Annotated in this window: 13 protein-coding genes; 1 reads left to right on the top strand and 12 read right to left on the bottom strand. The window is 62.6% G+C overall.

Going from position 1 to position 13,249, the window contains the following annotated elements:
* Position 1 precedes the first annotated feature (1 nt).
* From ASD01_RS15165 to ASD01_RS15120, 10 genes are all read right to left on the bottom strand, one after another.
* Positions 2 to 706, bottom strand: a complete 705-nt coding sequence (locus tag ASD01_RS15165; protein ID WP_034798917.1) for a cytochrome c oxidase subunit 3 — start codon at positions 704 to 706, stop codon at positions 2 to 4.
* Positions 703 to 2,481: a cytochrome c oxidase subunit I gene (ctaD, locus tag ASD01_RS15160; RefSeq protein WP_034798915.1), complete on the bottom strand. Its 1,779-nt coding sequence runs from the start codon at positions 2,479 to 2,481 to the stop codon at positions 703 to 705. The genes ASD01_RS15165 and ctaD overlap by 4 nt, the downstream gene beginning before the upstream one ends.
* Positions 2,482 to 2,636: 155 nt before the next feature.
* Positions 2,637 to 3,479, bottom strand: coding sequence for a cytochrome c oxidase subunit II (locus tag ASD01_RS15155; protein WP_034798913.1), 843 nt, complete (start codon positions 3,477 to 3,479; stop codon positions 2,637 to 2,639).
* Positions 3,480 to 3,719: 240 nt separating this feature from the next.
* Complete coding sequence (locus ASD01_RS15150) at positions 3,720 to 4,106, bottom strand: c-type cytochrome (RefSeq protein WP_034798911.1); 387 nt, start codon at positions 4,104 to 4,106, stop codon at positions 3,720 to 3,722.
* A 204-nt stretch (positions 4,107 to 4,310) separates the two neighbouring features.
* A complete protein-coding gene (locus ASD01_RS15145; RefSeq protein WP_034798909.1) occupies positions 4,311 to 5,378 on the bottom strand; it encodes an ABC transporter ATP-binding protein in 1,068 nt (355 codons plus the stop codon).
* Positions 5,379 to 5,389: 11 nt separating this feature from the next.
* Positions 5,390 to 6,223, bottom strand: coding sequence for a carbohydrate ABC transporter permease (locus ASD01_RS15140; RefSeq protein ID WP_034798907.1), 834 nt, complete (start codon positions 6,221 to 6,223; stop codon positions 5,390 to 5,392).
* A gap of 4 nt (positions 6,224 to 6,227) precedes the next feature.
* On the bottom strand, positions 6,228 to 7,163 hold the full coding sequence (locus ASD01_RS15135) for a carbohydrate ABC transporter permease (RefSeq protein ID WP_051659467.1): 936 nt from the start codon (positions 7,161 to 7,163) through the stop codon (positions 6,228 to 6,230).
* A 146-nt stretch (positions 7,164 to 7,309) separates the two neighbouring features.
* Complete coding sequence (locus tag ASD01_RS15130; protein ID WP_034798905.1) at positions 7,310 to 8,572, bottom strand: ABC transporter substrate-binding protein; 1,263 nt, start codon at positions 8,570 to 8,572, stop codon at positions 7,310 to 7,312.
* A gap of 69 nt (positions 8,573 to 8,641) precedes the next feature.
* The gene (locus tag ASD01_RS15125) at positions 8,642 to 9,814 is read right to left on the bottom strand and encodes a PLP-dependent transferase (protein ID WP_034798903.1); all 1,173 of its coding nucleotides are present in this window, start codon (positions 9,812 to 9,814) and stop codon (positions 8,642 to 8,644) included.
* Positions 9,811 to 10,527 (bottom strand): FadR/GntR family transcriptional regulator, encoded by a 717-nt coding sequence (locus ASD01_RS15120; protein ID WP_034798900.1) that lies wholly within the window; start codon positions 10,525 to 10,527, stop codon positions 9,811 to 9,813. The genes ASD01_RS15125 and ASD01_RS15120 overlap by 4 nt, the downstream gene beginning before the upstream one ends.
* Positions 10,528 to 10,673: 146 nt before the next feature.
* On the opposite strand from ASD01_RS15120, the gene ASD01_RS15115 reads away from it, so the two are divergent.
* Positions 10,674 to 10,925 (top strand): hypothetical protein, encoded by a 252-nt coding sequence (locus tag ASD01_RS15115; protein ID WP_034798899.1) that lies wholly within the window; start codon positions 10,674 to 10,676, stop codon positions 10,923 to 10,925.
* 59 nt (positions 10,926 to 10,984) lie between these two features.
* Here ASD01_RS15115 and ASD01_RS15110 read toward each other — a convergent pair whose 3' ends face one another.
* The gene (locus ASD01_RS15110; RefSeq protein ID WP_082584633.1) at positions 10,985 to 12,088 is read right to left on the bottom strand and encodes a M24 family metallopeptidase; all 1,104 of its coding nucleotides are present in this window, start codon (positions 12,086 to 12,088) and stop codon (positions 10,985 to 10,987) included.
* A 318-nt stretch (positions 12,089 to 12,406) separates the two neighbouring features.
* Positions 12,407 to 13,099, bottom strand: coding sequence for a GntR family transcriptional regulator (locus tag ASD01_RS15105; protein ID WP_034798895.1), 693 nt, complete (start codon positions 13,097 to 13,099; stop codon positions 12,407 to 12,409).
* Positions 13,100 to 13,249 lie beyond the last annotated feature (150 nt).

Here is a 13,249-nt window from a genome sequence, read left to right as displayed (position 1 = left end):
TTCAAGTCAAGAGCGACCGGCAGAGCTCGACGAAGTCGTTGGCCCAGCCGGAAAAGAGCGCGTAAAGCACCAGCCATACGGCCAGCATGAAATGCCAGTAGGTGGCGCAGAGCGTGATCGACAGCACGGCCTTTTCGCCCATCGGGCCGGTGCGCGTCTTGACGATGACCCGGGTAAGCGCGAACAGGCCGCCGAGGATGTGCAGGCCATGCATGCCCGAGATCATGTAGAAGAAGCTGTTGGCCGGATTGTCGGCGAGCAGGAAGCCAGCGTCGGTCAACTCCCGCCAGGCAAAGACCTGGCCGGCGAGGAAGGCGAGACCGGCGGCAAGCGCTGCGATCATCGCCGTGCGGCTCGCCTCGTCACGATGCTGTTCGGCAGTGACGCGGGCCGCATGCAGAAGCAGGCTGCCAAGCGCAAGGATGGCGGTGTTCAGCCAGAGGATCTTCGGCATCGGCGTCGACCACCAGTCGGTGGAGGCCATGCGCATGAAGTAGGCGCTGATGAAGAGAGAGAAGAGCGCGGCGACGACAGCAAGGAAGACGCCAAGGCCGATTTTTGCAGGCGGGATCGAAGGCCTACCGCGCGGGCGGGGGTCGTGGGCGTGGCCGACCTCCAGCCAGGGTTTCGAGAACAGCCGCTGCCGGCTGAGCCACCAGGCGGCGATCGCGAAGATCACCGCCAGGAAGACGAGGGTGACGTTCATGAGGCCCCCTCCGGCGCGTGGCCTACGGAACCCGGCTCAGTCTGCGGAATGAAATCTTCCGTTGCACCCGGCACGCTGTAGTCATAGGGCCAGCGGTAGACGACCGGCAGGTCCTTGCCCCAATTGCCATGCCGCGGTGGCGTTTCCGGCGTCTGCCATTCGAGCGTCGTTGCCCGCCAGGGGTTGCCGCCGGCCTCGCGGCCGTGGCGGATGCTCCAGATGAGATTGAAGAGGAAGACGATCTGGGCGGCGCCGACGATCAGCGCCATGATGGTGATGAACTCGTTGAGCGTATGGGCGGATGCCGGCACGAAGGCGGTCTCGCCCATCTCATAGTAGCGGCGCGGCATGCCGATCAGCCCGAGATAGTGCATCGGGAAGAAGATCAGATAGGCGCCGACGAAGGTGACCCAGAAGTGGATCTGCCCCATCGCCTGGTTGAGCAGGCGGCCGGTGATCTTCGGATACCAGTGATAGATCGCCCCGAAAATCACCATGATCGGCGCAACGCCCATGACCATGTGGAAATGGGCGACGACGAACATCGTGTCGGAGAGCGGCACATCGACGACGACATTGCCGAGGAACAGACCGGTCAGCCCGCCATTGACGAAGGTGACGATGAAGGCGAGCGCGAACAGCATCGGCAGCGTCAAATGGATATCGCCGCGCCAGAGCGTCAGCACCCAGTTGTAGACCTTGATCGCCGTCGGCACGGCAATGATCAGGGTGGTGGTGGCGAAGAAGAAGCCGAAATAGGGGTTCATGCCGCTGACATACATGTGGTGCGCCCAGACGATGAAGGAGAGCGCGCCGATGATGACGATCGCCCAGACCATCATGCGGTAGCCGAAGATGTTCTTGCGGGCGTGGGTGCTGATGAGATCGGAGACGATGCCGAAGGCGGGCAGGGCGACGATGTAGACCTCCGGATGGCCGAAGAACCAGAAGAGGTGCTGGAACATGATCGGGCTGCCGCCGCCATGCTGCAGCTGCTCGCCCATCTCGACGATCGCCGGCATGAAGAAGCTGGTGCCGAGCACCCGGTCGAACAGCATCATGACGCAGGCGACGAAGAGGGCGGGGAAGGCGAGAAGCGCCATCACCGTCGCCGTGAAGATGCCCCAGACGGTGAGCGGCATGCGCATCAAGGTCATGCCGCGCGTGCGCCCCTGCAACACGGTGACGACATAGTTGAGGCCACCCATGGTAAAGCCGATGACGAATAGGATGAGGGAGGAGAGCATCAAGATGATGCCCCAGTCCTTGCCGCCGGGCGTGCCGGAAAGCACTGCCTGTGGCGGATAGAGCGTCCAGCCGGCGCCGGTCGGCCCGCCGGGTGCAAAGAAGCTCGCGACGAGCACGAGGACGGCCAGCATATACAGCCAGTAGCTCAGCATGTTGGCATAGGGGAAGACCATGTCGCGCGCGCCGAGCATCAGCGGGATCAGGTAGTTGCCGAAGCCGCCGAGGAAGAGCGCAGTCAACAGATAGATCACCATGATCATGCCGTGCATGGTGATGAACTGGTAGTAGCGTTCCGCATCGATGAAGGCGAAGGCGCCGGGAAAGCCGAGCTGCAGCCGCATCAGCCAGGAGAGCACGAGGGCGACCATGCCGATGGCGATCGCGGTCGAGGCATATTGCACGGCGATGATCTTCGCATCCTGGCTGAAGACATAACGCGTCCACCAGCTATGGGGATGATAGAGTTCCACGTCCTCCACTTCCGCGGGGCCAATCTCTTCGCCCGTGCCTGACCGGATATCGACCATCTGCGAGAACCTCCCAACACCGGATCATCTCGATCCAACGCCTTGAACCTGCAATTCCGCACGTCCAACAATGGAATTGCGTCTCCTCACGAGCGGGGTGCGGGCGGAAATCGCGAGCACTTTTCCTCATCCCGCTTTGGCCGTCGGGGCGCCTGTTATTGCGCCGGGGCGGCATTCACTGCCTGCGCCGTTTCTTTCGTTCCTGCCTTTGCCTGCAATTGCGAGAATGTCGTCTGTTGCGAGAGCCAGGCTTGATAATCGGCGGCACTGTCGACAACGACGGTGCCGCGCATCTGTGGGTGACCGGTGCCGCAGAGTTCGGCGCACAGCACCTCGAACGTGCCGGTGCGCGTCGGCGTCAGCCAGAAATAGGTGACCATGCCCGGCACCATGTCCATCTTGGCGCGGAACTCCGGCACGTAGAAATCATGCAGCACGTCGACCGATCGCAGCAGGATCTTGACCGGCTTGCCGACCTCCAGATGCAGTTCGCCGCCTTCGATGACGACGTCGTCGAGGGCGGCCGCATCGTTGCGGTTGAGGCCGAGCGAATTTTCCGGCGTGATGTCGCGGGTCTCCGACGTACCGAGCTTGCCGTCTGCGCCGGGCAGCCGGAAGCTCCACAACCATTGCTGGCCGACGACTTCTACCTCCGCCGCACCATCCGGCACGGTCACGAACTGGTGCCAGACGAAAAGGCCGGGGGTGAGCATGGCGGCGACGCCGAGCGTGGTGCCGCCGGCAAGCCACCCTTCGAGCTTCCTGTTTTCCGGTTCATAGGCCGCCCGGTTTCCCGGGCGATGCCGAAAACGCAGGACGCAATAGGCCATGAAAAGCACGACGGCGACGAAGACGACGCCGGTAATCCAGAAGGTGATGATGAGCGTATTGTCTATGTAATTCCAGTTGGACGCGATCGGCGTCCACCACCATGGGCTCAACAGATGGAACAACACCGAACCGACGGCCACCAAAACCAGAACAACTACCACGGCCATTTCTGTCCCTCCTCGCCGCTGGCGGCTGTGGGCATGAATACGCAATCCGTAGAGCCTTCTGCATGTTTCCGTTAATCGTCGCCGATCAAACGGCAAAACATGCAGGAATTCAAAGTTCTACAGCGACCTTTGCGCGTCTGGTTAGACACGCGGTGCTGTAGCTGCAATTATTACACGAACGTCGAACAGTCGCAATTCGCCGCCTCCGTGCGAGCAGCGGTTGCGTTTAGTCTCCGCAGGTTACTGCGAATACTGCTTGAGATAGGCGATGAGGTTGGAGATATCCGTATCATCTTTCAAACCGGCAAAGGCCATTTTCGTGCCTTTCACCTTGGTCCTTGGATTGTGCAGATAGTCGCGCAGATGCGCCTCATCCCAGACGAGTCCACCCTTGCCGGCATCGATCATCGCCGGTGAGTAGCTGAAGTCGGCATGAGTGCCTGCCGTTCGTCCGAACAGATGGTTGAGCGATGGCCCAACCTTGTTGGTGTCGCTGTCGGCCACATGACAGACGGCGCATTTCTTGAAGACGGTGGCTCCGGCGGCCGCATCGCCCTCTTGCGAAAGGGCAGCGAACGGACAGAGCATCGTTGTCGAAAAGGCAAGGGCAACAACAAGAATTCGCATGACACTTCCTCAATATCGCCGGGCGCAGGCAAGGAAGGCTATCGTCAATCTGTCGTTTTGGCGGTGCTTGCTTCTCTTAAGTTGGCGCCACGGCGGTTGATACTTGCGACACGACGACGGTACGCCTCGCTTTGTGGAAGTCAACCGGCGCAGCCGGCCGGTTTGCCGGATGCGCCTAAATTTTCGCCATGTCGCTGCCGGCGCTCAGACGCGATTGCCGTCGGCGTTGAAGAAGTGCAGCCGCTCGACCGGCAGGCGTACGGGCAGCGAGCCGGAAACGTTGAGGAACCGGCGGTCGTTGGTAAACGCCTTGAAGCCGGCACGGCCGAAGGAGAGGTGCAGGATGATGCCGAAGCCCGTCGGTTCGACCAGGTCGACATTGGCTTTCAGCGCATCCGGGCCTTCGACGCCGATCTCGACATGCTCCGGCCGGATGCCGAGCGTCGCCCTGGCGCCGTCCGTCAAGGCAGGATGCGGCTGGGCCGGAACGATGATGCCGCCTTCGGTCTCGAAGCGCGGGGCGGTGCCGTTGCGATAGGTTCCCTCGAAGAAGTTCATCCCTGGCGACCCAATGAAGCCGGCCACGAAGAGATTGGCCGGGCGGTCATAGAGATCAAGAGGGCTTCCGACCTGCTGGACGAAGCCGCCGTTCATGGCGACGATCCGGTCGGCGAGCGTCATCGCCTCGATCTGGTCGTGGGTGACGTAAATCGAGGTGGCGCCCAAGTCCTTGTGCAGCTTCTTGATCTCGGCGCGCATCTGTTCGCGGAGGCGCGCGTCGAGGTTGGAGAGCGGCTCATCGAAGAGAAACGCCTTGGGTTCGCGCACGATGGCCCGGCCCATGGCGACGCGCTGGCGCTGTCCGCCCGAAAGTGCACGGGGGCGGCGTTCGAGCAGCGGGTCGAGACCGAGCTTGGCGGCAGCGCCCGAGACGACGCTTGCGATCTTTTCCTTGGCGACCTTCCTCAGCCTCAGGCTGTAGCTCATATTCTTGGCGACCGACATGTGCGGATAGAGCGCGTAGGACTGAAACACCATGGCGATGTCGCGGTCCTTCGGGGCCAGTTCGTTGACGCGTTTTCCGGCGATGCGGATTTCGCCCGAGGTCACGCTTTCGAGCCCGGCGATCATGCGCAGAAGCGTGGACTTGCCGCAGCCTGACGGGCCGACGAGCACGACGAATTCGCCGTCGCCGATCTTCAGGTCGACATCGTGCAGGACCGGGTGGATGCCGTAGGATTTCTGGATATTGGCGATATCGATGGAAGCCATGAGAACAATCCTCAGCCTTTGACCGCGCCGGCCGTGAGGCCCTGGACGAGATAGCGTTGAATGAGCAGGAAGAAGAGGCAGGCGGGGATGAGCGCGAGCACGCCGGCGGCCATCATCTGCCCGAAGTCGACGGAGAACTTCGACACGAAGGACAGAAGCCCGACGGGGAACGTCGCCTGATCGTTGCCGGAGATCAGCATCAGCGAGAACAGTAGCTCGCTCCACGCTGCGGTGAAGACGAAGCCGAGCGTTGCGGCAATGCCGGGCAGCGTCAGCGGCAGGATGATCTGGCGGAAGGCGACGAATTGAGTGGCGCCGTCGATCATCGCGGCCTCCTCCAGATCCTTCGGGATGCCGTCGAAGAAGGACTGCATCAGGAAGGTGGCAAACGGCACGTTGAAGGCGGTGTAGACGATGACGAGCCCGGTCAGGCTGTTGGTCAGCCCGAGCGGCGAGAGGATCTTGAAGATCGGCGCCACCAGCATCACCAGCGGGAACATCTGCGTCAGGAGCATCAGCGCCACCAGCCAGTACTTGCCGCGGAAATTGAAGCGCGACAGGGCGTAGCCCGAGAGCGAGGCGAGGATGGTGACGATGACGGCGGTGGAACCCGAGACGATCAGGCTGTTCTTGAAGAACACCGGAAAGGCGCTGTGGCGGAGCACGAAATCGAAGTGCTCAAGACTGGCGCGCGACGGCCACATTCGAATGCCTTCGGAGTAGAGCAGATCGTTGGGCGTGACGGCGACCTTCAGCAGCCAGTAGAGCGGGAAGAGCGCAAACGCGATATAGGCAAGGATTGCCAGCCGGTGCGCGATCATGAGGAAAAGAGGTTTGACGCGCATCGGTTCAATCCTTGCTCAGGAGCCATTGCCGCAGGATGACGATCAGCATCGAATAGGCGAGCAGCAGCGCCAGGAGCACGAGCGCGATCGCCGAGGCGTAACCGAAATCCAGCCGCTTGAAGGCCTGGGTGAAGATGTAGCTGGCGACGATCTGGGTGCGGTCGGCCGGTCCGCCATTGGTCATGACGATGATGAGATCGGCGAAGTTGGAGATCCAGACGGTGCGCAAGAGGATGGTGATGGCGATCGTCGGTGCAAGGAAGGGGAGGGTGATCGACAGGAAACGTTGCACTGGGCCGGCGCCGTCGATGCTGGCGGCCTCGTAGAGGTCGCGGGGGATCGCCTGAAGGGCGGCCAGAAGCGTGATCGCGAAGAAGGGTATGCCCCACCAGACATTGGCGATGATCGGCCCCCACATGGCAAGCTGCGGGTCGGACAGGATGTTGTTCGGCTCGCTCATGATGCCGAGGCCGAAGAGCCAGTGCGGCAGGGGGCCGACGACCGGATTGAACAGCCAGGCCCAGTTGAGGCCGGCGAGGAAACTCGGCACCGCCCACGGGAGGAAGACGAGCGCCTGGGCGAGGCCGCGGCCGTAGAAGGGCTTGTCGAGCAGCAATGCGAGGATCAGACCGAAAACGAACTGGAAGAAGACCGAGGCACCGGTCCACCAGAGCGTATTGCGCAACGCCCGATAGAAGGCCTGGTCCTCGGACAGCGCCCGGAAATGATCAAGACCGATATAGGCGCCGGAGAACGGGTTCAGGAGCTGGATATCGCGGAAGGCGTAGGAGACGCCGAGCACCAGCGGCACCAGCATCACGGTGACGATCAGGATCAGCGCCGGCGCGCTATAGAGATAGGGTGCGGCGCCATCGGCGATGCGCTTCTTCAGCGGCGTCCTGCTTGCCGGCAGGCCGCTTTGGCGGGCGACATAGGCCATCGATCGAAATTTCCCCTGTGCGGCCGCCGGTTTTTCGGGCGTGCCTCGATTCTAGGTCGGAGCGGGAAGGGCGGAGACCGCGCACACTTCATTCCGCTCAAAGAGTTATGAGGGCCGGCGGCGGCGAACCGCCGCCGGCCAAAAGCTTACTTCTTGCTGGCGAGGAACTTCTGCTGTGCCTTGGTGAGGTAGTCGGCCCACTGGTCGGCGAGTTGCTGCGGCGTGATATCGCCGAGCAAGGCTTCCTGGGTCGTCTTGATGGCAAGCGAGTCCTTGAAGAAGGCGAATTCCTCGAGGTAGGTCGGCATCACAGTCAGGACGACGTCCTTGTCGGCAAGTTCGTCGAACCAGCCCTTGAACTGCGCGCTGGCATAGAAGGGATCCTTCTCGGCCGACTTGTGTACCGGAAGCGCCCCAGTGCGTTTGTTCCACTCGATGTTGCCTTCCGGCCCTTCGAGCGTCTCGATCAGCTTCCAGGAGAGGTCCTTGTTCTGGCTTGCCGACAGCATCGACCAGCCGGCAAAGCCGATGGTTGTGAAAGCCTTGCCGCTCGGGCCCTTCGGCATGGTGGTGACGCCGAAGTCTTCCGATTTCATGCGCTCGGCAATCGCGATCAGAGCATCCGGGTCCTGGTCGAGGAAGGCGCAGGTGCCGCTGTAGAAACCGGCGACGATTTCATTGAAGCCCCAGTTGACGCTGTCCTTCGGCGCCAGCCCCTTCTTGTAGAGATCGATCACCCAGGTGAGGCCCTTGACCCAGCCTTCGCTGTTCATGGTCGAGGTGCCGTCCTCATTGAAGAAGGTGTTGCTGCCGGCCATGGTGGCGCCGAACATCACCCAGCCGTTGAGTCCACCCGGGCCGCCGCGCAGGCAGTAGCCGGACTTGCCCGGAAGCTTCGAGACGGCTTCCGACGCCTTGACGAAATCGTCCATGGTCTTTGGCGGCTCGTTGACGCCGGCTTCCGACAAGAGCTTCTTGTTGTAGAACATGGCGCGCAGGTAGAAGCCGTAGGGCAGCATGTAGGCGGTGTCGTTGACGTCGCGGCCGAGTTCGAGCGCGCGTTCCGTCAGGCCGCCGGTGTGTTCCCACTTGGCGAGGTAGGGCTCGAGGCTTTCGAGCATGCCGTTGTTGGCATAGAGCGACAGCCAGGTGTCGGGCATTTCCATCACGTCAGGCAGTTCGCCGGCCGAAACCATGGTCGCGAACTTCTGGAAGGCTTCGCCCCAGGGCAGGGAGATGATCTCGACCGTCGTGCCGGGGTTGGCGGCCTCGAACTTGGCGACGATCGACTTCAGCGTCTCGGTGCGCTCGGGGCTGGTGATGACCTCGACGAGCTTCAGTTTGGTGTCGGCGAGCGCGCTTCCGGCCATGAGGCTGGCGAGAAGCGTGGCAGTGATCAGTTTCTTCATTTCTGTTCCCTCTTTTCTTCGTTGGTTTTGGTTCAAAGTGGGCGGACCGGGATCCTGATCCCGCTCCAGTCAGTCAGTCGAAGCGACGGCGAGCGCCGCTTCGAGATCGCTCCAGAGGGCCTCCGTTCCCTCCAGACCGACATGGAGCCGTACCGATCGCGGCGAGATGCCGAAGGCGGCCGCGGAATTGGGCTGGGCTTTCTGCGACAGCACGACTTCGCCCGGCACGATGAGGCTTTCATGCCCGCCCCAGGACACGCCGAGCTTGAAGAGTTCGAGATGGTCCGCGAAGCGCCTGACGTCGACGCCCTCGCGGAAGATGAAGGAGAAGAGGCCGGAGGTGCCGGAAAGGCCCGGCGGCAATGTGTTGCCAAGGCCGGGGTGGCAGACGGTCTCGACCAGCGGGTGAGCCTGCAGGCGGCGCGCGACTTCAAGCGCCGAGCGCTCGTGCGACTTCATCCGGATCGGCAAGGTACGCAGACCGCGGATCAAGAGCCAGGCGTCGAAGGGCGAAAGCTTGCCGCCGAGATAGGGATAGGCTTCGGAACGGATGCGGCCGATCAGTTCCTTTGATCCGGTGACGACGCCGGCGACGACGTCCGAGTGGCCGCCGAGATATTTCGAGGCCGAATGGATGACGAGATCGACGCCGAGCGAGATCGGCTGCTGGAAGATCGGGCTCGCCCAGCTGTTGTCGATCGCGGTGATGATGCCCTGGTCCTTCGCCAGGCGGGCAAGGGAAGCGACGTCGTGGGTGTCCATTACCCAACTCGTCGGGCTTTCCATGTAGAAGAGCTTGGCGCCGGGCAGCGCCTTGGCGACCGCTTCCTCGTCGCGGCCGTCGACATAGGTCACTTCGATCTTCATGCGCTTCAGATGCGTGCCGAACAGGCGGAAGGCATCGGGATAGACATGGTTGACGGCAACGATCCGGTCGCCCGGCTCGACGAAGGAAAGCACGGTCGAGGAGATCGCCGACATGCCGCTCGCAAAACCGATCGCGTCCTCGCCGCCTTCGAGTTTCGCCAGCATCTCCTCGAACATGCGCACAGTCGGGTTGAGGCCGCGGGTATAGATCGGCCGCACGCGCTCGCCCCGGTAGGAGGCGACCATGTCGTCATAGTCCTTGAAGGTGAAGAGCGAGGTCTGCACGATCGGCGGCACGACGGCGTCGAAGGCGTGGCCTTCGTCATGCGCGACGATCAGCGAGGCGTGGTCGAACGGATCGAGGCCGTTGGTCATTTGGACATTTCCTTGATGTCTTCCTCGACGATCGCGAGGATTTTCAGCGTTTCTTCGCGCGCGGTCTCAGGGTCCTGAGCAGCGATCGCGTTGAAGAGGGTGCGGTGGAACGGGAAGGAGCGACGGGCAAAATCCGTTCGGTCGAAAGGATGGTCCCAAAAGCGCTCGAAGGCCTCGCGCATTTGTTCGAGCAGCTGGCGAAAGAGCGGATTGTGGGTGGCGTCGTAGATCGCCAGATGAAAGGCCAGGTCTTCCGGCCCCGACGTGCCCTTGGCGATATGCACGCGCTCCATTTCGTTGAGCCTGATTTCGATGACCTTCAGGTCGTCTTCGGTGCGCCGGCGGGCGGCGACCATGTTGGCTTCGACTTCGATGCCGCGGCGCACTTCGAGCGTCATCAACAGCACGTCGCGCAGGTGCGCCGCGTCGAGTGTGAGCGGCATATGGACGGTCGCGCCGGAGATCGTGCGCAAGAGATAGGTGCCGCTGCCCTTGCGCGCCTCGACGACGCCGAGTGCCTGGAAGTGGCGAATGACCTCACGGATCGTGGAGCGGCCGACGGCCAGCGCCGTCATCAGCTCGCGCTCGGCCGGCAGGCGTTCGCCGGGTTTCAGGCCCGATTGTTCGATGTAGTCAGCCAACGCGGCAATCACCTGCTGAGCCCGGTCGGCCGGGGGCAGGGGCATCAGTGCCGCTCTTGCCGGTTCATTCATTCGGCTCCCTCCCCAGAGGCCAAATTGGTCTGACATCTCACCAATATGATCAAGCCAGTTGGGGTCGTCAAGCAAGAACTGATAGACGCACAACTGTTGACCCCGCCCGCCTCAGGCGTAGACAAGGGAGGCAAGGAGCTCTGGTGATGATGAAATCGGAATATCAGTTCGTGGTCGCAGCCGTGCTCGGCGCGTTCTTCGTCATGGTGGCGGCTGCGGGGGATGCCGAGGCTCAGATGCGGACGCGGAAGGGCGAGTATTACGAGGGGATCCAGCGCAGGCCCTATGGCTATTACTGGATCTGGCCACCAGTCGAGCAGCAGCAGCCCGTCTACAAGAAGCAACCCGGCAAGAAGGGGAGCGAGCTCGCGAAGCCGCGCAAGCGGCCGGTTCTATAGCCGCAGGGCCCGACGAAGAGCGCAAAGAGAAGCGGCGCCCTGGAGCGCCGCAACTTTGATCAGGCCTTCGCGACGTGAACGTCGCGGGGGAGTAAGGAGAGAACCTCCGGCCCATCCTCCCGGAGGATAACGATATCCTCGAGCCGGATGCCGAAGCGGCCGGGGAGATAGATGCCAGGCTCGATCGAGAAGACCATGCCTTCTTCGAGCACGGTTTCCGAGGTCGCGGTGATATAGGGCGGCTCGTGGCCGTCGATGCCCATGCCGTGGCCGGTGCGGTGGACGAAGTACTCGCCATAACCGGCGTCCGAAATCACCTTGCGGGCAGCAGCATCAACCTCCTTGGCGAGCACGCCCGGGCGAGCCGCCTTCAGTGCCGCCTGGACGGCCCTTTCGACGATCGTGTGGATCTGCCCGTAGCCTTCGGGCGCGCGGCCGACGATCGCCATGCGCGTAATGTCGCTCGGGAAGCCCTGCTTGCGGCCGCCGATGTCGATAACGACGGCATCGCCTTCCTCGATCACCCGCTCGCTGGCGGAGTGATGCGGGAAGGCGCCGTTGCCGCCGGCGCCGACGATCCAGAAGGCCGGTGCGGCACCTTCCGAGGCGAAGTGCCCGCGGATCTCGGCGGCCAGTTCCTTCTCGGTCATGCCCGGGCGGATCTTGGAGAATGCCGCCTGCATGGCGCGATCGGCGATGCCGGCATTCATCTTCAGAAGCGCGTACTCGCTCTTGTCCTTGCGCATGCGGAGTGCGCCGAGCGTCGCCGGGGTGAATTCGCGCGCGGTATCGGCGGGCAGCGCATCGATCAGCAGCAGCGCAAAATCGGCGCGCATGGTTTCGTCGAGCACGACGCGACCGGGCTTTGCGGCGCCGACATCGGCAAGCGCTGCGGTCAGGGCGTCGCTCGGGCCAACGTCATCGGCCCAGTTGTGGAAGGCGATGTCGGTGTGCTCGCGCGTGCCTTCGGCGTTGAGCGCCGGCATCAGGAACGCTTCCTTCTCCGGGCCGATGAGCAGTAGGCACGGGCGTTCGTCGGGATGCGGATGGTAGCCGATCAGCCAATCCATATGCGATCCCGGCGCCAACGCGACGAGGCCGACATTGCTTTCGGCCATCGTGCGGCGGAGTGCTGCAAAACGGCTCTTGGTGAGTTCCTTCATGGTGTTTCCAATTCTGGCTTGAGAAATCAGATGCCACAGCCGGTCATGCGGCCGTGGCCGAAGGTGAGGGGGAAAGGAGCACCGGAGATCGGCGCGTCGTCGGCTACGGGGAATGCTTGAGGCCCGCGCCTGTCTTGCGGCGGGACTTGGATCTTTGGCTCTTCAAGCGGACACCTCCCCCCTCGAATGCACGAACATGAGGCCGGGAGGCTGGTCGCTTCCCGTCGCTATGCGTCTGTATTTGCACGACTTTGGTGCTGTGGCTGAGCGTTGTCAATATGGAATTTTAGTCACACTAAAATTTATGACGGCATCGCCTCAGGCAGCCAATCGCAGCAACCGTGCAACCGCCTGCTGGTCGAAGCCGCCGATACCCTCACGGATGTCGGCAGCGACCGCGTCGGCAGCAGCGTTCTCATCGCGGCGCCTCAGCGCCTCGATTGCCTCGCGGTGGCGGTCGACCACGTAAAGTTCGGTCACGTGTTCCATGGCGATGCCGAGGATCGGGCCGAGCTGTAGCCAGACGCTCTCGATCAGCGGCACGGCGACCGCATCGGGATTGGCCGTGTAGATCATCCGGTGAAACGCCTGGTTGGCGATCAGCGCCGCCACCTTGTCACCCCGACGGATCTCCGTCTCGATGCTGTCGTCGATCGCCGTGATCTTCTCGATCTGACGTTCGGAAAGATGAGCGACGGCCCGGCGAGCCGCATGGCTTTCGAGCGCAATGCGCAACGAGATCAGTTCTTCGAAGCGGGCGGGCGTGATGTGCGGAACCACGATGCGGCGGTTTTCGAGGAACTGCAGCGCGCCGATCGAGGTCAGCTGTCTAAGCGCCTCGCGCACCGGGGTCGGGCTGCTTTCAAGCGCCTCGGCCAGGCCGCGGATGGTGACGGAGGTGCCGGGTCGGAACGCGCCGACCATGATCGCCTGGCGCAGCCGGTGAAAGGCATAGTCATGCGTGGTCATGCCGTCGGGGCGCGCAAGTGGCGGTAAGACAAGGGGTTTCAAGTGCGCATGTCCTTTTGCCCGAATTGCGATGGCTTTCTCATCAGCGAGAGCGGTGTTTGGCAAACGCCTGCATACACTTTTCCGCGTCCCGCTCTACGTCAAACGCCTGATAGCACTGCCGCTGCTTGACTCCAATTCCCGAATTATGTC

Source organism: Ensifer sp. Root423, from assembly GCF_001426275.1.
Taxonomy (GTDB): Bacteria; Pseudomonadota; Alphaproteobacteria; order Rhizobiales; family Rhizobiaceae; genus Ensifer; species Ensifer adhaerens.
Note: the sequence above shows the minus strand (reverse complement) of the source record. Positions and strands in the feature narration are given on the sequence as shown.

Bases quoted from the DNA above. Each gene is read 5' to 3' on its own strand.
- ASD01_RS15165 (WP_034798917.1), bottom strand. From the start codon at position 706: ATGAACGTCACCCTCGTCTTCCTGGCGGTGATCTTCGCGATCGCCGCC.
- ASD01_RS15135 (WP_051659467.1), bottom strand. From the start codon at position 7,163: ATGGCCTATGTCGCCCGCCAAAGCGGCCTGCCGGCAAGCAGGACGCCG.
- ctaD (WP_034798915.1), bottom strand. From the start codon at position 2,481: ATGGTCGATATCCGGTCAGGCACGGGCGAAGAGATTGGCCCCGCGGAA.
- ASD01_RS15125 (WP_034798903.1), bottom strand. From the start codon at position 9,814: ATGACCAACGGCCTCGATCCGTTCGACCACGCCTCGCTGATCGTCGCG.
- ASD01_RS15110 (WP_082584633.1), bottom strand. From the start codon at position 12,088: ATGAAGGAACTCACCAAGAGCCGTTTTGCAGCACTCCGCCGCACGATG.
- ASD01_RS15140 (WP_034798907.1), bottom strand. From the start codon at position 6,223: ATGCGCGTCAAACCTCTTTTCCTCATGATCGCGCACCGGCTGGCAATC.
- ASD01_RS15145 (WP_034798909.1), bottom strand. From the start codon at position 5,378: ATGGCTTCCATCGATATCGCCAATATCCAGAAATCCTACGGCATCCAC.
- ASD01_RS15120 (WP_034798900.1), bottom strand. From the start codon at position 10,527: ATGAATGAACCGGCAAGAGCGGCACTGATGCCCCTGCCCCCGGCCGAC.
- ASD01_RS15155 (WP_034798913.1), bottom strand. From the start codon at position 3,479: ATGGCCGTGGTAGTTGTTCTGGTTTTGGTGGCCGTCGGTTCGGTGTTG.
- ASD01_RS15150 (WP_034798911.1), bottom strand. From the start codon at position 4,106: ATGCGAATTCTTGTTGTTGCCCTTGCCTTTTCGACAACGATGCTCTGT.
- ASD01_RS15130 (WP_034798905.1), bottom strand. From the start codon at position 8,572: ATGAAGAAACTGATCACTGCCACGCTTCTCGCCAGCCTCATGGCCGGA.
- ASD01_RS15115 (WP_034798899.1), top strand. From the start codon at position 10,674: ATGATGAAATCGGAATATCAGTTCGTGGTCGCAGCCGTGCTCGGCGCG.